We start from the raw sequence: 20852 nt of genomic DNA on the forward strand, positions 1-20852 counted from the left end.
AAGAAAATCGAGTCAAGCCTAACTATTACTTCGGAAACATAAAATCTTGAATCTGCCTTGTTGTGATCTCAGGATTTGCGCCATTACTTCCGGCAACAAGTGCTCCCATAGCACAGGCAAAATCCAGTGCGGTTTGAGGGTTCTCTTTTTGAAGTAATTTTGCGGTTAATGAGGCAAGGAAGGAATCTCCGGCACCAACAGTGTCTTTCACTTTAATTTTATATCCACTATTATAATACCATTTTTCCTTATGAAAAAGTACAGCTCCGTGATTTCCTTTGGTGACGCAAATTGTATTTGGCAGAAAGGTTTTGGCTATAAACTTTATATTCTGCTCAAGAGAATTGAATTTCGAACCCATCATTTCTGAAATTTCAAATAATTCATCATCATTGAATTTTACGAAATTTGAAGATCGCAGTAGATGTTCAAGCACCTCTTTTTTATAATGTGGAGGACGTAAATTGATATCGAAAACTTTATAGGTTTCCGCCCTTAGTAATTCGAATAAGGTATTTCTGCTAATTTCATCCCTACAAACCAGACTTCCGAAGATGAATACATCCGATTTTTTGGTGATGTCCACTTTGGTTTTTGAAACTTCAATTTTATCCCAGGCCGCCGGATGTTTGATCTCGTAAGATGCAGAACCTTTTTCATTTAAAATTACCTGAACCTCCCCGGTGGGATAGTTGGAAGTACTGGAAACCGCATCTACAGATATCCCTGAATTTTTTAAATAATCACGGATTTCTTCGCCGTTTTTATCCGCTCCAATCTGACTTATAACTGAGGTTTCAATACCCAAAGAATTCATCCTAAAGGCGACATTCAATGGAGCACCACCAATTTTTTTATGATTTGGAAATACATCCCATAAAACTTCCCCAAAGCAAACGGCTTTAATTTTTTCCATCTGCATTCTTATTTCCAAAATTAAACTGGCTTATCTCTATATTTTTCAGTTCAAAATCCCCTTCGGCTTTTACAGAAAATGAGGTGTAGGGTTTTTTAGGAAAGAAAATCTCGGTCATTAAAGTTTCTCCTTTATCATAAAACAATTCAATGGAAGTCCTGTCCAGTATCATTAGCACAGATAAAGTATCAGATGAGGAGGTGCGGGGGCCATAGGAAATAGTTCCTGCAAATTCATCATTGAAATCTATGATTCCTGACTCTTCCCTGTTGATATAAAATTGTTTTTTAGAATGCTTATATCCAAATTTTAAATTTTCTCCTTCTGCATTACTTAAGCTAAATTCATAGTTCGTTTGCTTCAGATTGGGAATTTCAAATTTTATTTCGGCCATGGTAAGGTCTTTTTCTACTTCAGAAGCAATTTCAGCCGAATTTTTTACCATAAGTTGATCCTTCTGAAATAGGGTTTCCTTGTAGGTATCGAGTTCTTTTACCGGCATGGAAAATATCCTGTAGGTATCACCCACTTTTTTCAGGCTGAGTTCTCTTGCAACTGTCATTGCGCTTCTCCAGGTTTCAGTTGGGACTTCTTGTGCATATAACCAGTTGGACATCCAGCCCATAAATAATTTTCGTCCATCACTGTCAGGAATATTCGACCAAGTAACGCCGGCATAATTATCTTTTCCATAATCTATCCAGTGATCATGTTTTTCAGGAAGGTTTTCCATAGAAGGATCCACCTTAAACTCTTTTCCATTAAAATCACCAACGAAATATTGAGTCCCGGAACCGCCATTAAATCCACCGGGATTGAGGCTTTGAATGAGCACCCATTTAATTTCTTCAGAATTCTCCACCTTCATTGGGAAAAAGTCCGGACATTCCCAAACTCCGTGGTGAGCTCCGGTTTCTTCTCCAAAATCTGAAAGCAGTTCCCAGTCTTTTAAATTTGGTGATCCATAAAACAGGCTTCTATCTACAGTAGCCAAAGCCATAAGCCATTGTTGATTTTGTTCATCCCATATCACCTTAGGATCGCGAAAATCCTTTATATCTGGATTGGCTATTACAGGATTAGCTTCATATTTGGTCCAGGTTTTTCCTTCGTCCAAACTGTATGCAATAGCCTGAGACTGATAATCTATCCTACCTTCTGCTTCCCCTTTTGGATCATGGTAGGTAAATATTGCTACAACTGGCGGGGTAGTTCCATTTCCAAAACCCGAGGTGTTATCAACATCTACCACGGCACTTCCGGAAAAAATATAGCCAAGTTCATCCGGTTCCAATGCGATAGGCAGTTCCTCCCAAGTCACCATATCTTTACTCGTTGCATGTCCCCAATGCATGGGGCCCCAAACATTCCCTTCAGGATAATATTGAAAGAATAAATGGTAGGTACCATTTAGGTAGAACATTCCGTTAGGATCATTCATCCAGTTTTCCTGAGGCGTAAAATGGAAATTGGGACGAAAGATCTCATCTGCGGCTACCTCAGCAACTTCCAGTTCTTCGGAATCCTGCTTTTCATTATTCTTACAAGAAGAAAGGCTCAATATGCCAAATATTGCAAGGCTGAGTATTGTTTTGGTTTTTTTCATTTCTGAATTTTTAATCCCTCATTGAAGGTTTAATTCCCCCGAGGTTCTTGATTTATTTAAAAGATAATTCTTCGCTGAGTTGCTCCAGGGATTTCCCTTTAGTTTCTGGCATTATAAATAGGACGAACAATAACTGAAGGAACATCATAAAAGTGAAAAATGCAAATACATAACCTGCTCCTATCGTAGAAAAAAGATAGGGGATCATAGCTGGAATAATAGCAGCCAGAACCCAATGAGTGGAAGCACCGAAAGATTGACCTGAAGCTCTTAAATGGTTTGGAAAAACTTCCGATATAAACACCCAAATTACGGCTCCCTGGCCTATGGCATGGGAAGCAATAAACAGGAATAGGAATATAGGGATCCATAATCCGCCCCAATTAAGAAAAAATGCAGCTGCTACCAGGCCTAAGGAAATAATGTATCCAATGGAGCCAAAGAGCATCAGTTGTTTTCTACCGAGTCTGTCAATAAGAAAAACCCCCAGTAACGTGAAGAGCAAGTTTACCACTCCAATTCCAATGCTGCTTAAAAGTGCTGTACTTACTCCCAAACCTGCCTCTTCAAATATTCGGGGAGCATAATAAAGGAATGCGTTTATTCCTGATAACTGATTAAAGAATGCGATAAGGAAGGCCAGCAGAAGTGGGAACCTGTATTTTCGCATAAAGATATTTTCCCCTGATAATTCCACCTCCGATTGTGCCTTAATTTCCACCATCTTTTGCTTCACATCATCTTCAGGATTGATGATGTGAAGCACTTTTTCGGCCTCTTCATACTTTTTCTTAGAGATTAACCAGCGGGGACTTCTGGGCACAAAAAACACAAAAATAGTATAGAAAACAGCGGGGATCGCTTCAACACCCAACATCCATCTCCAGGGTTCTGCCCCGGTATTTCTAAGAAGATAGTTCGATAAAAATGCGATCAAAATCCCTAAAACGATATTGAATTGATAAAGGGAAACCAAACGGCCCCGGTCTTTTGCAGGGGCGATCTCTGAAACATAGGTAGGTGCGGCAATTGTGGAAACTCCTACTCCTACACCACCCAAAAATCTAAAAATCGCGAAGGTTACGGGGTCATTTGCAAATGCCGATCCCACGGCAGAAATCACATAAAAGATTCCAATCCAGATCAGGGTGGTTCTTCTACCTAAGCGGTTGGTGGGGATACCACCAAAAATTGCTCCCGCCACGGTTCCCCATAACGCCATGGTCATAACCACGATTCCATGATAAGCATCAGAGGTTCCCCAAAGTTCCTGTAATTGCTTGTCTGCACCTGAAATTACAACGGTATCAAAACCAAATAAAAAGCCGGCCATAGCGGCGGTTATAGACCATACCAAAATCTTATTCATATGTATATGTTTATTGTTTTTTAATCCCTCATTGGGGACTAATTCACCTTCTCTCTAGCTATCGGGAGCAATTCGCATATCTTCAGCAGTGCTTGTATCGTATTCCCTTAATGCTCATTTCATATGTGGTTATTTTTAGGTTATATGAAATTAGCATAACTCGATTGAGACTAGCAACGAAATTCATGTTAAGTTGATCTTATATAGAGGATTTAGGAGAGTGTTCAGCTGTTCATCAGAAATAAATAACTAGTATCCATATTTAAATCTACGTAAATTTAAAATAATAGTTGAGACCTATCATAAGACTTCATAGAACTTATAAAACATAATTTCCTGCTAAAATTTGTTAATTGTAATCCCTTGGAAAAATGCGATTGAAATTGAAATGGAAGATCTTAATTCAAAAACCGATTCCTGTCCCCAAATAAATATTATTTTTTATCCTATGGATGGTAAAAACTTCCTAGTTGGATGTATCTCTTGAAAAGGACAAAAATGATATGGGTTTGTTTCCGACCACACTTATCAAAAATGCCGCTCAAATTTTTAAAAATATGGGATACCGATTATATAAGTTTTCATTGTCGTCCGACAAAAGATATAAGATCGCTGCGCTGCTAGATTCAAGACGTAAGACTTTATTCCAACTAATTGAAAATCAATATTTTAATCTGTATAAGTTTTTGAAAAAGGAAAAAATAATTCTGTGTTCCAATAGCAAGCTTCTAAACATTGAAAACAGTCTTAATCCGCGTTACTTCTAGCCTCACCGAAATCCAGAATTTTTTTACCGGACAATACTAATAAGTTTTATATTATTCTGTTAGACTACGCTCAGAAAGATGAAAATTAAGCGGAAGGGATTAACAATTTAAGTTTGTATTTATAAGGAATTCTCTACTTTATCTTTGACTATTGGCCCTAGAACATCCCAAACATTCTCTGCCAGGATCTTTTGTCCTTCCGCTGTGGGATGAATTCCATCTGACTGGTTAAGCTCAGGGTTTCCACCCACGTCTTCAAGTAAGAACGGAACCAGATAAACATCATTTTTTTCAGCAAGTTCGGGAAAAATGTTTCTGAAGCCTGAAGCATATTCCTGCCCCATATTTGGAGGGATTTGCATTCCTGTGAGAATTATTTTTGTTTGAGAATTTTTTGCTTGAACTGTGTTGATAATTGCCTGTAAATTATTCCGGGTCTCCTCTAGCGGAACTCCCCGTAACCCATCATTTGCACCTAATTCCAGCACGAAAATAGCTACATCCTGATTTAGTACCCAATTAATTCGATTTCTTCCAGCAGCTGTGGTTTCCCCACTTAAACCTGCATTTACAACTTCATATTCCAGACCCAAGGAATCGATCTTTTTCTGAATTATTGCAGGAAAGGCATCTTCCGGATCAAGGCCCATTCCGGCTGTAAGACTGTTACCAAAGAATAAGATAATTCCATTTTCTTCAGAAGTTTCCTCACCAGAAACCTGCTCTTCCACAACAACTTCTTTGTCCTTTTTTGCTGTTTCACCACAAGAAGTTAACAGAAGGAAAGCAAACAAAACATAAAATATCGACAAGTTTCTCATAGCAAAGGTTTTAAATCAAAATCATTTCTTTATTTTGTTTTATCCGAATTAAAAATTACAAAATCTAAAGATGGCAAAGATATTAAACGTTCACAACTTAGATAAGACCTATTCTAGCGGATCTAAAAAACTGACCGTGCTGCAGGATATCAGCTTCAGCATTGAAGAACGTGAAACTTTTGCCATTGTTGGACCTTCCGGAAGCGGAAAAACAACTCTTCTTGGACTTTGTGCAGGACTTGACAGGCCCAATTCCGGATCTATAGAATTGTGCGGAACAGAAATTGAAAGCCTTACTGAAGACGAAAGGGCAGTCCTTCGAAATAAGAATGTAGGCTTTGTTTTTCAAGATTTTCAACTCCTTCCCACTCTTACGGCCTTGGAAAACGTTGCTGTCCCACTGGAACTTCAGGGTTCAAAGAACGCTTCCAAAATAAGTCGGGAACTTCTTGAAAAAGTTGGATTGGGAGACCGATTTCATCATTATCCAAGTCAACTTTCAGGAGGGGAGCAACAGCGTGTTGCTGTGGCAAGGGCTTTTTCTAATGGACCTTCAATTCTTTTTGCAGATGAGCCTACAGGAAATCTCGATGCTGAAACCGGAGAAAAAGTTATTGACCTTTTGTTTAACTTAAATAAAGAATCAGGTACAACTTTGGTAATAGTAACCCACGATCTTGAGCTGGCGCAAAAAACACAGCGCATCCTTAGGCTTAAAGGTGGAAGAATCATTGAAAATCCAATATCTGCATCCTGATGATTAGCGACAAAGTCAACACATCCTCGCGCGCCAATTTTGGGTGGATCTTAAAAATGGCCTGGAGAGACGGGAAAGCCAGCGGGAGCAAACTGATCCTTTTTATGGCGTCCATTGTTTTGGGAATTGCCGCGGTAGTTTCCATTCAATCTTTCGGTCAAAACCTTAAAGAAAACATTCAGCTACAATCTAAATCCTTAATGGGTGCCGATTTCACTATTGACAGTGATAAACCCGTAAATGAGAAGGTGCAGGGGATTATAGATTCTCTTGGCGGTGCAGGTGCCCGAGAAATAAATTTTGCTTCCATGGCCGCTTTTCCTTCCACAGCAACTACAAAACTGGTACAGGTAAGAGGCATTGAAGGGAATTTCCCTTTTTATGGAGAACTGGAAACAGAACCTGCTACTGCTGCCAATACATATCAACAAAAAGGAGCCGCTCTTGTAGATGCAACTCTTATGCTGCAACTTGGCTTGAAGACTGGTGACAGAATTAAAATAGGAGAAATAAGCATCCCTATAGCAGGAACCCTTATATCTGTTCCCGGAAGCACTTCGATTTTCAGTTCTATCGCGCCGCCGGTATTAATGCCTTATGAACTTATTGAAAAAACAGGACTGGTGCAAACCGGAAGCAGAATAGGTTATGACTATTATTTTGTAGCAGATCCCGAGACAAGCATGGAAAAACTGGAGAACAGCCTGGAGGATTTACTAGACATTAACGATGCCGATCTGGACACCCATACTTCTACAAGTAAACGTTTAGGCCGCAGATATGAAAATTTTGGAAAGTTCCTCAATCTTGTCGCCTTCATCGCTTTGCTTTTGGGATGTGTAGGAATAGCAAGTGCTATAAGTATCTATATAAAAGGAAAACTACGTGCAGTTGCAGTTTTAAAATGTATTGGAGCTTCCCGGAGACAAACTTTCCTCATCTACCTTACTCAAATAGCTGTTATGGGATTGCTGGGAGGAATAATAGGAACGGCCGCAGGTATTTTACTTCAGCAACTATTCCCATTATTCTTAGGAGATTTATTGCCCGTAGATGTGCAAATGAGCTTTTCACCACGTGTAATTTTCATGGGTGTTTTACTTGGGGTTTTTATGTCTGTTTTATTTGCGCTCTATCCACTGATGGGAACTTTGTATGTTTCCCCACTTCAGGCTCTACGAGTTCAAAGTGAAGGGAAAGAAAATTCTGGAAAAGCAGGAATTCTGGTTTTAGTAGGAATATTCCTTTTTATCCTACTTTTCTCTTATTGGCTTCTGGAAGACTGGAGATATTCCCTAGCATTTGTGGCAGGAATTGTTATTACCTTTTCTATACTTTCAGGAATAGCCAAATTGTTTATGAAAGCTATTAAAAAATACTTTCCATCCTCCTGGGGTTTTCCTGCACGACAGAGTTTATTAAATCTCTTTCGCCCTCAAAATCAAACACTCACTTTAATCCTTTCTATTGGGGTAGGAACTTTTCTTATAAGTACCTTATATTTTACAAAAGATGTATTGCTCGCACAAGCCTCAATTGAAGCTCAAACTGACAGTCCCAATATGATCCTGCTCGATGTACAAACAGGGCAGCAGGAAGATGTTGCACAAACAATTTCAGAAAATGATCTGCCAGTAATAAATAATATTCCAATTGTTACGATGCGGGTTAACAGCATCAGAGGAAAACCGGTTAACGAGATCGAAAAGGATTCAAATTCTGGGGTAAACAACTGGATTTTGAACCATGAATTTCGGGTGACTTACAGAGATTCTATTATTGCTTCGGAAACTATCGAACAGGGAGAATGGGTTTCTAACATTAAGGACACAGAGCTTGTACCTATATCCATTAGTGACAATTTTGCTGAAGATGCAAAAGTTTCCGTGGGTGATAGATTAACTTTTAACGTTCAGGGAGTGCTTTTAAATACCGTTGTAGGAAGCGTAAGAACCGTTGACTGGAGCCGGATGCAGATGAATTTTTCTATTGTTTTTCCTGAGGTGGTTTTGGAAGATGCACCACAATTCCGCGTATTGACAACCCTTATTTCAGACGAGGAATCTTCAGCACGACTACAACAGGAACTGGTAAGTAAATTTCCTAATGTTTCTATAATAGATCTCAGGCAGGTTTTAAATGTTATTGAAGGACTTCTTGCCAAGATCTCATGGCTTATCAATTTTATGGCCTTTTTCAGTATTCTAACCGGAATTATAGTGTTGCTGGGTGCTGTACGTACAAGTAAATATCAAAGAATTAAAGAGAGTGTATTGCTAAGAACCATCGGCGCCACAAGTAACCAAATTTTAAAGATATTAGCTTTAGAATATATCTATCTTGGAGTTATTGGGGCATTATCTGGAATATTGCTGTCCCTGATAAGTAGCCAATTGTTGGCCTGGCAGGTTTTTGACACGCCATTTGTCCCTTCTCTGTTCCCGTTCCTGGTCCTTCTTCCCGGAATAAGCCTTTTGGTACTTATAATTGGTTTGGCAAATAGTATAAGTGTTATAAAAAGTCCTCCCCTTGTGGTACTAAGAAAAGAAGGGTTGTAAAATAATCCGGTTCCTTTAGGCACTTCACAAGTCTTATAAATCTTTTTAATCAATGCGTTTACTTTGAAGGAATTTAAGAATTCATCTTTAAGTAAGGAAACCTCTTGGTTTCCTTACTTAAAGATGAATATTGATACTAAAGGCTTCAAAAAAACACCTACTCTGAACCATTGGCTCGAAAAGCCTGCTTTTTATTTCTTCTCAAGAATACTTTCTCAGTTTTCTAAACATTTTTCAGTAGAAACTATTAATTCCCTGCATTTGGAACATTGATAATTGGTCCGAAGAAAAGCGCGTTGAAAAACAGCTTATTCGTACCATACCAGGTTCCCCTAAAATTAGGGTTATCAATAAAAGAGATCACCTTTCCTGAACCAACTTTACTCACCATAATAGAACTTGTACCAGGAAGCTTCTCAAGGTTTTCTTTGGAAACATATCCGCTAACCAAAGGATTCTCCTTATAAATGGCCACATTGCTGTAAGGATTCTTAGATTGTTTAAGGAGCGTATTGGAATTCCTGTAAACCAGTAAATCTCTGTCTGTATATCCAAAACCTAGAGGGTGTGTGGTATCTAGGTCTGCGCGATAAATGGAACCTCCAATTACTTTTGCTCCTTCTCTGGCTTCTGCACTCGCATAATCATAACGCAACTTCCCAGTATCTTCCTTTACAAGCGTATCGCTTTCCTTCACCAGTTCTTCATTGATCAGTTTATTATTGATCGCCCAGTTAACAGCCGATTTTTGAGCTATAAGGGTTCCACCGTTGTCAACCCATTCTTTGATCCTTTTTACACCCGATTCTTGCAGAAGGCTATAATTTCCGTCCACCATAATCAGCTCATTATAATCTTCAAGGTTCAACCTTTCAAAATCCAGAATATCAACCTTGGGCAATGGCATATCAAGTTTCATATCCATCAGAAACCATATCTCTCCTGCTTCATAACTGGAAACACCTTCTCCAATAATCATTAGTGGTTTTGGAGAGATCACTTTTTCAAAGTTCCTGCTTCCCAAATCAATTCCGGAGCTGCTCAGGCCTCCACTTACAGCCTGGATATCTAGTTGGTGTTCATCAGCAAGATCCTGAAGAAGTTTGTGTAAATTTTCCGAAGACATTTTTTGCATCGCTACAGGCACAAGGATACTCCCCGGAGTATATTGTTTTAGGCCATTCCCGGTTTGAATGCTGAAAGGTTGATATGCAGTTTTGGTAAGGATCTCTTCTTCCAGCAACTCCCGAAGCACCCGGGGCGCGTTGTAATCCTGCCAGCTGAACAAATATGCATAGTCACTTTTACTCACCGGATAATTCTTTGCTGCAAGGAAACTGGAATCTATTTTTTCTCCCAAACCGGCCGAACTGAATTGCCTTGAATTCAAAGTCGCGGAAGGTAGTCCGTAGGCGTGAACCATTGACCAGGCTGAAGTGTCGTAAAAAAGGCTGTCGTGGAATTCCACAACCGTATCAAACATGGTCGCAACCATCCTGAACTGGGCCTGTTCCCCGGGAACGATATATGAGGATTCCTTAGCAAAGTTGCGGTTAGCGGTTTTCAGATCCTTTTGTGACTGATATACCTTGATCTTATGTTGAAGCAAAAGATCTATGAAAGCCCTTGCTTTATTCTTATCGCCACCATCGCTGAAAACATATCCTTTCCCGGGATGATCTTTAGCCTGTTCTACAGCCGATTCAAAATATTCTTTCTGATGTTTGAGAAAGACATTTTTATTTTCCACCGCAGCTTTTACAGTAGCAATGCTATTCACCAGATGATTCCTGATGGTAAACGGAAAAGAAAGATCTCCGTGAATACTTTCCTGAAGATGTCCCCGCGAACTAGCCTGTTCAAAAACCAGCCCCAAGCCTCCCTGAATATCCGGATAAGTGGAACCATAACCGGGATAGGAATTGTCAAAAACTTCCTTTGTAAAATATAAGGAACCTATCTCATTCATCGCATTGGCAAAATAAGGCTCTAACAAATAGTTCAACTGATCGTAATTACTTCTGGGGATAATTGGATTTTCAGATCCGTATTGTTTTGTCGGTTCAAAAAAATAGGTGCTGTTTGCACCCATCTCATGAAAATCTGTCACAACATTGGGATACCATTTATGATAAAATTTCAACCTCGCCTGACTTTCAACATGTGCCAGCGGCAACCAGTCTCTGTTGAGATCAAACCAGTAATGATTTGTTCTTCCGCCGGGCCAAGCTTCATTATGCTCACGGTCTACTGCACTTGCCACAGGTGGAAAACCTCTGTGGCTGTTTGCCCAGGTGGTATGACGATCCCTGCCATCCGGATTTAGTACCGGTTCTACAAAGATCACTGCTTTTTTAAGATATTCCTCAACCTTTGGATCCTGAGAAGCAGTAAGATACCAAGCGGTTAACATAGAAGCTTCACTGCTTGATGGCTCATTCCCATGAACGTTATAACCTAACTGAATGATAACCGGCATTCCTTCAAGGGAAGGCAATGGTACCTGAGGATCGGCAAGCTTCAAATGCTCCTGCCGGATGTTTTCTAGGTTGCTGTAATTCTCCGGACTAGTAATGGTAGCCACTATCATTGGTCTTTGTTCATAGGTCTCCCCTATTTCCTGCACATGAACCTTATCTGAAATTCGCGCTAGTTCCCTGAAATAAGCAACAATCCTATCATGCCGCGTATGAAATTCCCCAACATCGTAACCAAGAAATTCTGACGGAGTCGGAATTTCTGGATCAAAGGAACTTTGATTTGGGAAAAAATAATCTTCCTGGGAGAACAGCGGAAAAGACAGAAATAGAAAAATTAAAATTGAGGTGGTATATCTTGTTTTCATAGAAGAATTGTGATTGTTTTCATTATTTCAGGCTCCCTTAAAAAAGCAATTATAAAATTGGCGGAAGGATCTAAATGAGCCTCCAATATAATTATAAAAATTAAAAACTCCTTCCTTTAGGAAATTGTTTCCGACCTTGTTATTTAATAGAATCCAATAGCGAAGTATGCTAAAGCTAAAAAATGTCTCTTTTGGTTACAATGAAAAACCTGTTTTAAAGAAAATCACATTACAAATTGCCGAAGGGGATCATGTATCCCTGATCGGGGAAAGTGGCTGTGGAAAAAGCACCTTGCTTCAATTGATCTACGGGCTTCATCACACCAATGGCTTAGTTTCTTGGAATGAAAAGGAGTTGAAAGGCCCAAATCACAACCTGGTTCCGGGAGAACCCTTCATTAAATATTTAGCTCAAGATTTCGACTTGATGCCTCCTCTTACTGTGGCACAAAATGTTGGAAAACATTTGAGTAATGCGTATCCAAGAAAGAAAAAGAAACGGATTTTAGAACTTTTGGAAGTTGTAGAGATGGCAGATCTTGCTAATATCAATGCAGGAAATCTAAGTGGAGGACAACAGCAACGAGTAGCTTTAGCTAGAGCTCTTGCTAACACCCCAGAATTGTTATTACTTGATGAACCCTTCAGCCATATAGATCATTTTAGAAAGAACAATCTTAGGCGCAAACTCTTTGCTTACCTCAAAGAAAATAAAATCACCTGCATTATTGCTACCCATGACAGCACCGATGCGCTGTCTTTTGCAGATAAAACCATTGTGCTTAAAAATGGAAAGATCCATGCAAATGAGACTCCTCAGCAACTTTATAATAATCCGCCAAATAAGTATATCGCATCTCTTTTTGGAGATATCAATGAAGTGATGCTAAAAGCCATCTCGCCTAAAGAAACAAGTAGAAAACTGATCTTGTTATACCCTCACGAAATAAAAATGGTTAAATCTTCAGACATAAAAGTTGAAGTGCTTGCATCTTATTTTAAGGGAGATACTTTTCTTATAAAAGCGGCTCTAAAAAAGCAGATCATCTATTTTGAAAATTCGGAAGAAATTCAAGTTGGAGAAATCGTGAATCTAGCAGTAGACAAGAATCTTATTGCTTCTAGAATCCGAAGCTAACTTATTGAAACGATAGTTCCAGAAACAGCATTAAAACTAAAAGAATCTCCTACAGATTTACCAATTAATGCCTGGCCTATTGGAGAACCAGCGCCAATTACATATGCTTTTTTTTCGCCTACTATCACTTCGCCTATTGGAATACAGATAAAATAAATAGCGTTAGTAGCTTCCACCAAACTTCCCATTTTAACTATCTCGGTAGCTGCGTTACGCTTTGCAAGCTCTAAAGTAACCTGTAGTTTTTGAAACTGTTGTAATTGCGTAGAAAGCTTATGTATCTCTATATTGATCATCTCTCTACTAGTTTCATATTTATCCCCAGCGCTACTCTTAGATTCATTGGTTAAAGCCGATTCCAGATCTTGTATGGAATGGGATATCCTAGGTATCTTTTCTTCCAAATAGCCTTCACACTTTTTATAAAGTTCCTCTTTCATTTTAATTTTTAATACTGAATGGACCATAATTTCGCATTTGGCGAACGATCCAAGTTTTTCTTCGTGCAATATAACTACTTGCGGGATTAGCTCTATAAACTCTTGGATTTGGTAATATGGCTGCGATAGCTGCCGCCTCGTAAGTATTCAATTTTGAAGCTTGTTTATTAAACCAATGTTGGGAAGCAGCTTCTGCACCATATACCCCTTTTCCCATTTCAATACTATTTAGATAGACTTCCATAATGCGCTGTTTGCTCCACATGGTTTCTATAAGAAAGGTGAAATAAACTTCCATACCTTTTCTAAACCAATTCCTACCAGGCCATAAAAACACATTTTTAGCAGTTTGTTGAGAAATAGAACTCGCACCGCGAACACGTTTTCCTTTATTGTTGTTTTCAATAGCCTTTTCTATGGCCTTCATGTCAAATCCGGAATGATTCAAAAAGTTTTGATCTTCACTGGAAAGTACTGCCAGTGGCAAATATCCTGAGATTTCATTATAAGAAACCCAATCATGTTTGATAGGTTCTTCCGGGTTTTCAAAATATCTAATTACCATTAGCGGGGTTAAAGGAACCGGAACCCATTTATAAAGTAATACCATGAATATGCTAAAGCCAATAAGGCCAAGGATAAGCTTTAAAAGGAACCTGAAAAATTTCTTCATATTATAATTTAATGTAAACAATCATTTCGAAAGTTCAAGAAGCAGAAGGCTTGAAAACCAATTTTCAAATTTGAGAAAGTCCTTGGAAAATTAAACCCTCAATGAGGGATTAGATCTGCTAATTCTCTCCCTACCAAACTTCCAATGGCAACGCCCATTCCTCCCAATCTAACCCCACAAAAAGTATTGTTGGAAAGCTGCTTTATAATCGGTTTCTTTTGAACCCCTACTCCCATGATTCCGCTCCATCGCCTATCTATTTCGAAATCTACATTCGGCAAAATAGTCTCTCTCAAAAGTGCTTCTAATTTATTCTGAATAAGAGCTGTTTCACCAAGAGTGGTAGTTTCTTCTGTCTCAATATCCAGATTTCTCCCGCCTCCAAGCAAGATACGACTATCTATATTTCTGAAATAATAAAAACCTTTGTCTAAATGAAAAGTTCCTTTTATCTGAAGGTTTTCTATCGGCTTGGTAATAAGAACCTGAGCTCTTGCCGGTTTTACCGATTCTAGACCCAATTGGGCAGCAAATCCGTTGGTGGCGATAAGTAGCTTTTTTGTGGAAAATTCAAATTGATCTGTCTTGATCTTTACTGAAGAATCTCCTTCAGAAAACTCTTCAACACTAATATTATTTAGGATCTTGATTCCTGCTTTACGCGCTTTTTGAAGCAAGGCTTCCATCATTTTCCCGGTGTTTATCTGACCTTCAAATTTGTTGAAGATCACCGCTTCTTCAATCTTTTTAAAATTGAATTTATTTGGAACTTTACTAAAAACATCCTCATTGAATACAGGATTTAAAAGCTTATTCACATAATCCATTTTAGAGTGGCACTCTTCCAAAAGTGATCTGTCCTCTGGAGTGAAAAGCTCATATCCTCCCCATAGATTGAAGTCTATGGCGTTATCTCCTAAAGTCTCACGTAACAAGGCTAACCCATCTAAACGTTTTTGAACCAGTTGCACTACTTCTTCCTCCGAGTGCGAATTAAGATCATCCAGAATTTCGGAAAGGCTTCCAAAACATGCAAATCCGGCATTCTTGGTACTTGCTCCATTTGGTAAAAATCCGCGTTCTAAGATCAGGATATTGTCTTTCGGGAATTTTTCTCTGAGTCTGAGGGCTGCATTAAGACCAACAATTCCGCTGCCAATAATAGTGTGATCTATATTAGATAGCCAAGACTGATGTTCCCAGTAGGATAAGTTCATGCGTTTAATTTAGCTGTGAAATTACATAAAGTTTGGGAGAAAATTTTATGGAGAAATCGCTTCTCTCCCAATAATTATCGTGAGAGAAGTGACAATCGTGATGCATTTTGTCATCCTGACGAAGGAAGGATCTCATATTAAAGAAGATTACTGCTTCTAAGAGATTCTTCGCTATGCTCAGAATGACAAGTCCGATTAATGATGATTAGCGAGTTACGACAGGGCAAAAGTGACAATCGAAATTCCATTTGTCATCCTGACGAAGGAAGGATCTCATATTAAAGAAGATTACTGCTTCTTAGAGATTCTTCGCCATGCTCAGAATGACAAGGACTATTAATGATGATTAGCACATTTCGACGGGGCCGAAGTGACATCCCAATATTATATCGAGACAATACTAGTGACAATCGAAATTCCATTTGTCATCCTGACGAAGGAAGGATCTCATATTAAAGAAGATTACTGCTTCTTAGAGATTCTTCGCCATGCTCAGAATGACAAGGGATCAAGGTAAATACTTGGGGAGAAATGTACCTTTGCAAGCAAAACACTTAGAACTTGGATATAGAATTAGCCCGTTATTTATTGCCAGAAGGCGTATTAGAATATTTTGAGATCATCAGTCATAAATCATCAACAGACAAGGTTCATTTCTATTTAGAAGAGAAGAACATTCTACCCAAAGAATATCAATCAGAAATAGCACAATCCAAAGGCTTCTTACCAGAGATAACGGTTGAAGATTTTCCGCTAAGGGGCAAATCCGTATTGCTCCATATAAAACGTAGGCGCTGGACCCTGGTCAATACAGGAGAGATAGTAAAAAGAGATTGGAACTTAATAGCTAAAGGCACTCGGATAACCAACGAGTTTGCCTCTTTTTTAAAAGGTATCGCTTGATACTCATGCGGTAAGTGCTAAACGGTTTGGTGACTATTATAAGACCAATGGCAAAGCGCTGCAGTACCACTACAAAAACCATCTCAGCGACTTCAAAGATTGGACGCAAAAAGAGCATTCACAGGATTGGCTGCTCTATGGAAAGAACTTGGGCAACTATTTAAGTTTAGATGAAACCTCTTTATCCAACGGTGAGCTTTACACGATTCTAACAAACAAAGCAGCTAACGGAAAGAAAGGCAGCATCGTAGCAATTGTTAAAGGAACCAAAGCAGTTGATGTCATTGAGGTACTAAATGAAATCCCAGTAGAAAGGCGCAATATGGTAAAAGAAGTCACTGTGGATATGGCCGGGAGCATGAATTTGATCGCTAAAAAATGTTTCCCCAAAACCGAAATAGTTACAGATAGGTTTCATGTTCAAAAATTAGCCTCAGAAGCAGTGCAAGAAGAACGTATCCGATTAAGGTGGGAAATTATAGAAGTAGAAAACAAAGCTATTGAAGAAGCCAGGGAAAATGAAAAAACATACAAACCAGAGCTTCTCGGTAATGGGGACACGCACAGGCAGCTGCTCGCTAGAGGCCGATATCTATTGTTCAAATCAAAAGCCAAATGGACGGCAAGACAAATAGAAAGGGCTGAAATATTATTTGATCTATACCCAACTATTGAAAAAGCATACAACTTCTCTCAAGGGCTAAGCCATATTTTTAGAAACAACACAAATAAAGATGTAGCTAGGCTAAAATTGGCACACTGGTACAACAAAGTCGACAATTCCGAATTTAAGTCTTTCAATACCATTGCAAGATCCGTAAAACTGCACTACGAGACCATCCTAAACTATTTTAACAACAGAAGCACCAACGCTTCCGCGGAATCCTTTAATGCCAAAATAAAAGAATTCAGAGCTTCATTTAGAGGTGTCAGAGATGTGAAATTCTTCCTCTATAGACTAACTAAATTATATGCATAATTTTTGAGCTCCCCAATAATATGGTTTGATCCATGACAAGTCCGATTAATGATGATTAGCGAGTTACGACAGGGCAAAAGTGACAATAGAAATTCCATTTGTCATCCTGGCAAAGGAAGGATCTCATATTAAAGAAGATTACTGCTTCTTAGAGATTCTTCGCCATGCTCAGAATGACAAGTCCGATTAATGATGATTAGCACATTTCGACGGGGCCGAAGTGACATCCCAATATTATATCGAGACAATACTAGTGACAATCGAAATTCCATTTGTCATCCTGACGAAGGAAGGATCTCATTTTTAATACGATGATAGTGCTTCATTGAGATTCCTCACTGCACCCAATAGTTCTTAAGATAGTTTGATCAGGAACTAAAAGGCTTCTCGTCTCCACTCAAAGTGACAATGAAAACGTAATATTTGGGTTAGGGATAGCAGCGGGTAGCTCCCAAGACCTTTTTGGATTGGGACTATGAGCGTATAGCCCGGCCGCTCTTTTAAGAGGAGCGGAAACCCCATAAAAAAAGCCCCGAAAATTCGAGGCTTATAAGTTATTCTTCTTTGATGGGATCCATTTTCCAGTCCTCCATAAATTTAGTAGTATAATTACCCTCTTTATAATCTGGATGATCCATTAACTGCCTATGGAATGGTATAGTGGTTTTTACACCTTCTATAACGAACTCATCCAAAGCGCGTTTCATTTTACTGATAGCTTCTTCTCTGGTTTGAGCAGTTGTGATCAATTTTGCGATCATAGAATCGTAGTTTGGAGGAATAGAATATCCGCTATATACGTGCGTATCTATTCTCACACCATGACCTCCAGGTGCGTGTAAATTGGTGATCTTCCCTGGTGAAGGTCTAAAGCCGTTATAAGGATCTTCCGCGTTGATTCTACATTCTATAGAGTGCAGTTTTGGGAAGTAATTCTTCCCGGAAAGCGGAATTCCAGCTGCAACCAAAATTTGCTCCCGAATAAGATCGTAGTCTATTACTTGTTCTGTTATTGGGTGTTCTACCTGGATACGAGTATTCATCTCCATGAAGTAGAAATTCCTATGCTTATCTACCAAGAACTCTACAGTTCCGGCTCCTTCATATTTAATATATTCTGCTGCTTTTACAGCTGCATCTCCCATTTGCTTTCTCAACTTATCTGTCATGAAAGGCGAAGGTGTTTCTTCGGTAAGCTTTTGATGTCTTCTTTGGATAGAGCAATCTCTTTCTGAAAGGTGACATGCCTTTCCTGTGCTATCTCCAACAACCTGAATCTCGATATGGCGTGGCTCCAAAATGAGTTTTTCCATATACATCCCATCATTTCCAAAGGCAGCGGCAGATTCTTGACGAGCAGAGTCCCATGCATCTTCCAGATTCTCTTCTTTCAATACGGCCCGCATTCCTTTACCACCTCCACCGGCAGTAGCTTTAAGCATTACAGGAAAGCCCATATCTTGTGCAGTTTTCAAACAATCTGCATAATCTTTAAGCAAGCCTTCAGATCCCGGGATACAAGGAACGCCTGCAGCCGTCATGGTTGCTCTGGCTGAGGCTTTATCTCCCATTTTATCGATCATATCTGGACTGGCACCAATAAATTTGATGTTATGTTCCTGACAGATCTTAGAGAATTTAGAGTTTTCAGCTAAAAATCCATATCCGGGATGAATAGCGTCTGCATTTGTTATTTCTGCTGCAGCAATTATGTTTGAAATTTTTAAATAAGACAGATTACTAGGAGGTGGTCCTATACAAACTGCTTCATCCGCAAAACGAACGTGAAGACTTTCGGCATCTGCAGTAGAATATACTGCAACCGTTTTTATTCCCATTTCTCTGCAGGTACGGATAATTCGCAATGCGATCTCACCCCTGTTGGCAATTAATATTTTTTTAAACATACCTTTATATTTTTTACTGAAACAGTAAAATTAAAATCTATTAGGAAGGTCGATTTAAGACGGATCTACCAAGAATAATGGCTGATCGAATTCTACTGGGGAAGAATCGTCTACTAGTACTTTTATAATCTTACCAGAGACTTCACTTTCAATTTCATTGAAAAGTTTCATCGCTTCGATCACACAAAGAACGTCTCCTACTTTAATGCTGTCTCCCACTTCCACAAAAACAGGTTTATCCGGAGATGACTTACGGTATAAAGTTCCAATAATTGGAGACTTTACAGTGATGTATTTTGAAGATTCGTCTGGGGAAGATTCCTGAGAATCGCCGGCAGCGGCTTTAGGAGCTTCTTGTGCGGCAGCCGGAGCCTGTTGTTGCTGAGGCATGGCTTGCTGCATTTGTCCTTGCATTGGCATTTGTTGAAGATAAGTTGGTTCCTTATCTTCAGATCCTGTTTTGATGGTGATTTTAATGTCATCCATTTCAAGTTTTACCTCACTAGCACCAGACTTTGCTACAAACTTGATTAAATTTTGAATTTCTTTTATATCCATAATAAGAATATTAGGGTGTTGGTTTATTAAGAATTGTATGCCCATTTAAGATAGATAGATCCCCAAGTGAATCCTCCTCCGAAAGTGGCGAATATTAAATTATCTCCTTTTTTAAATTTATTCTCGAAATCGCTCAATAATAATGGCAAGGTCGCAGAGGTTGTGTTTCCGTATCGCTCAATATTCATCAATACTTTCTCCTCTCCGAGATTCATCCTGCTTGCAGTTGCACCTACAATACGTTTGTTTGCCTGGTGTGCAATTAACCAATGAACATCATCATTAGTGAGATTATTCTTTTTCATGATCTGTTCACTAACATCGGCCATATTGGAAACTGCATATTTAAATACTGTTTTTCCATCTTGCTGAACATAGTGTCTTTTACTTCCTACCGTTTCTTCTGAAGGCGGCATCAAAGATCCACCGGCTTCGATCTTTAAAGAATGTCTTCCAATCCCATCGCTGCGTAAAATTTCGTCCTGTAAACCTAATCCTTCAGTATTTGGTTCAAACAAAACAGCTCCGGCACCATCACCAAAGATGATACAAGTTGTTCTGTCTGTATAATCTATTATAGAAGACATTTTATCGGCTCCTATAAGCAATACTTTTTTATATCTACCAGATTCTATATAAGCACTTGCAGTAGACATTCCATATAAAAAACCGGAACAGGCAGCTTGAAGATCGTATCCAAATGCATTCGTAGCTCCTATTTCTGTAGCCACATAAACAGCTGTTGCTGCTACAGGCATATCTGGAGAAATTGTGGCTAGTATAACCAGGTCTATTTCTTCAGGATTAATATTTGCTTTAGATATAAGTTCTTGGGCGGCTTTTATAGCCATAAAGGAAGTTCCTAAAGAAGGGTCTTTAAGGATGCGGCGTTCTCTAATTCCTGTACGTGAAAAAATCCATTCATCATTGGTGTCCACCATTTTCTCCAAATCTTTATTGGACAAAACATCGTTAGGGACATAGGCACCTACAGCCGTAATTGCTGCTGTGATTTTATTCATAAAAATCTAATTTTAAAGTCTTTGCAATAGTAAAGTACTATTTCTTAGAGAAAGAAAAGTACTGAAAATTCTTTTGAATCGGGTTGCAAATTAAGGCCTTTTTAGGACTTATTCAACTTAAAACAAAAAACTCCCACAACGTGAGAGTTTGTATTCTAGCAAAGCTCTATAATTAGGCTTGTACCTCTTCTGTATTATCAATTAAAACCTGACCACGGTAATATAATTTACCTTCATGCCAATGAGCTCTGTGATACACATGTGCCTCTCCTGTAGTAGGATCTTTTGCAATTTGTGGAACAGTAGCTTTATAATGTGTTCTTCTCTTATCTCTTCTCGTTTTGGAGATTTTTCTCTTAGGATGTGCCATTGCTAC

Annotated in this window: 17 protein-coding genes; 5 read left to right on the forward strand and 12 right to left on the reverse strand. The window is 38.9% G+C overall.

Annotation, left to right across the window (positions count from 1 at the left end):
- Positions 1-25: 25 nt before the first annotated feature.
- From H033_RS0101805 to H033_RS0101830, 4 genes are all read right to left on the reverse strand, one after another.
- Positions 26-916, reverse strand: a complete 891-nt coding sequence (locus H033_RS0101805; RefSeq protein ID WP_026836802.1) for a carbohydrate kinase family protein — start codon at positions 914-916, stop codon at positions 26-28.
- Positions 903-2522, reverse strand: a complete 1620-nt coding sequence (locus tag H033_RS0101810) for a glycoside hydrolase family 32 protein (protein WP_026836803.1) — start codon at positions 2520-2522, stop codon at positions 903-905. Before H033_RS0101810 ends, H033_RS0101805 begins: the two co-directional genes overlap by 14 nt.
- 52 nt (positions 2523-2574) lie before the next feature.
- On the reverse strand, positions 2575-3891 hold the full coding sequence (locus tag H033_RS0101815) for a sugar porter family MFS transporter (RefSeq protein WP_026836804.1): 1317 nt from the start codon (positions 3889-3891) through the stop codon (positions 2575-2577).
- Between the two features lie 886 nt (positions 3892-4777).
- A complete protein-coding gene (locus H033_RS0101830; protein ID WP_026836806.1) occupies positions 4778-5479 on the reverse strand; it encodes an arylesterase in 702 nt (233 codons plus the stop codon).
- A 70-nt stretch (positions 5480-5549) separates the two neighbouring features.
- Here H033_RS0101830 and H033_RS0101835 point away from each other — a divergent pair, with 70 nt between their 5' ends.
- Both H033_RS0101835 and H033_RS0101840 read left to right on the forward strand, forming a co-directional pair.
- On the forward strand, positions 5550-6236 hold the full coding sequence (locus tag H033_RS0101835; protein ID WP_026836807.1) for an ABC transporter ATP-binding protein: 687 nt from the start codon (positions 5550-5552) through the stop codon (positions 6234-6236).
- Positions 6236-8794, forward strand: a complete 2559-nt coding sequence (locus H033_RS0101840; protein WP_026836808.1) for an ABC transporter permease — start codon at positions 6236-6238, stop codon at positions 8792-8794. The genes H033_RS0101835 and H033_RS0101840 overlap by 1 nt, the downstream gene beginning before the upstream one ends.
- Positions 8795-9041: 247 nt before the next feature.
- On the opposite strand, the gene H033_RS0101850 is transcribed toward H033_RS0101840, so the two are convergent.
- On the reverse strand, positions 9042-11639 hold the full coding sequence (locus H033_RS0101850) for a M14 family zinc carboxypeptidase (protein ID WP_026836810.1): 2598 nt from the start codon (positions 11637-11639) through the stop codon (positions 9042-9044).
- Between the two features lie 166 nt (positions 11640-11805).
- Here H033_RS0101850 and H033_RS0101855 point away from each other — a divergent pair, with 166 nt between their 5' ends.
- Positions 11806-12777: an ABC transporter ATP-binding protein gene (locus tag H033_RS0101855; protein ID WP_026836811.1), complete on the forward strand. Its 972-nt coding sequence runs from the start codon at positions 11806-11808 to the stop codon at positions 12775-12777.
- Here the strand turns inward: H033_RS0101855 and H033_RS0101860 are convergent.
- From H033_RS0101860 to H033_RS0101870, 3 genes are all read right to left on the reverse strand, one after another.
- Positions 12774-13217 carry a GreA/GreB family elongation factor gene (locus tag H033_RS0101860; RefSeq protein WP_026836812.1) on the reverse strand — a complete coding sequence of 148 codons (444 nt, stop codon included), beginning with the start codon at positions 13215-13217 and terminating at the stop codon, positions 12774-12776. The two genes, H033_RS0101855 and H033_RS0101860, sit on opposite strands and share 4 nt — an antisense overlap.
- A 1-nt stretch (position 13218) precedes the next feature.
- Positions 13219-13890, reverse strand: a complete 672-nt coding sequence (mtgA, locus tag H033_RS0101865) for a monofunctional biosynthetic peptidoglycan transglycosylase (protein ID WP_026836813.1) — start codon at positions 13888-13890, stop codon at positions 13219-13221.
- Between the two features lie 98 nt (positions 13891-13988).
- Positions 13989-15107 carry an NAD(P)/FAD-dependent oxidoreductase gene (locus H033_RS0101870; RefSeq protein WP_026836814.1) on the reverse strand — a complete coding sequence of 373 codons (1119 nt, stop codon included), beginning with the start codon at positions 15105-15107 and terminating at the stop codon, positions 13989-13991.
- Positions 15108-15668: 561 nt separating this feature from the next.
- On the opposite strand from H033_RS0101870, the gene H033_RS0101875 reads away from it, so the two are divergent.
- Positions 15669-16010 carry a hypothetical protein gene (locus tag H033_RS0101875; RefSeq protein ID WP_026836815.1) on the forward strand — a complete coding sequence of 114 codons (342 nt, stop codon included), beginning with the start codon at positions 15669-15671 and terminating at the stop codon, positions 16008-16010.
- A gap of 58 nt (positions 16011-16068) precedes the next feature.
- Entirely contained in the window at positions 16069-16989 is a 921-nt protein-coding gene (locus tag H033_RS0101880; protein ID WP_026836816.1) for a transposase, read from the forward strand.
- Between the two features lie 554 nt (positions 16990-17543).
- On the opposite strand, the gene accC is transcribed toward H033_RS0101880, so the two are convergent.
- From accC to rpmF, 4 genes are all read right to left on the reverse strand, one after another.
- The gene (accC, locus tag H033_RS0101885; RefSeq protein WP_026836817.1) at positions 17544-18896 is read right to left on the reverse strand and encodes an acetyl-CoA carboxylase biotin carboxylase subunit; all 1353 of its coding nucleotides are present in this window, start codon (positions 18894-18896) and stop codon (positions 17544-17546) included.
- A 54-nt stretch (positions 18897-18950) separates the two neighbouring features.
- Positions 18951-19454 carry an acetyl-CoA carboxylase biotin carboxyl carrier protein gene (gene accB, locus H033_RS0101890; RefSeq protein WP_026836818.1) on the reverse strand — a complete coding sequence of 168 codons (504 nt, stop codon included), beginning with the start codon at positions 19452-19454 and terminating at the stop codon, positions 18951-18953.
- Between the two features lie 26 nt (positions 19455-19480).
- The gene (locus H033_RS0101895) at positions 19481-20476 is read right to left on the reverse strand and encodes a beta-ketoacyl-ACP synthase III (RefSeq protein WP_026836819.1); all 996 of its coding nucleotides are present in this window, start codon (positions 20474-20476) and stop codon (positions 19481-19483) included.
- Between the two features lie 172 nt (positions 20477-20648).
- On the reverse strand, positions 20649-20846 hold the full coding sequence (gene rpmF, locus H033_RS0101900) for a 50S ribosomal protein L32 (protein WP_010228148.1): 198 nt from the start codon (positions 20844-20846) through the stop codon (positions 20649-20651).
- Between the last annotated feature and the right edge of the window lie 6 nt (positions 20847-20852).

It is taken from the genome of Gillisia sp. JM1 (assembly GCF_000424645.1).
In the GTDB taxonomy this organism is placed as follows: Bacteria; Bacteroidota; Bacteroidia; order Flavobacteriales; family Flavobacteriaceae; genus Gillisia.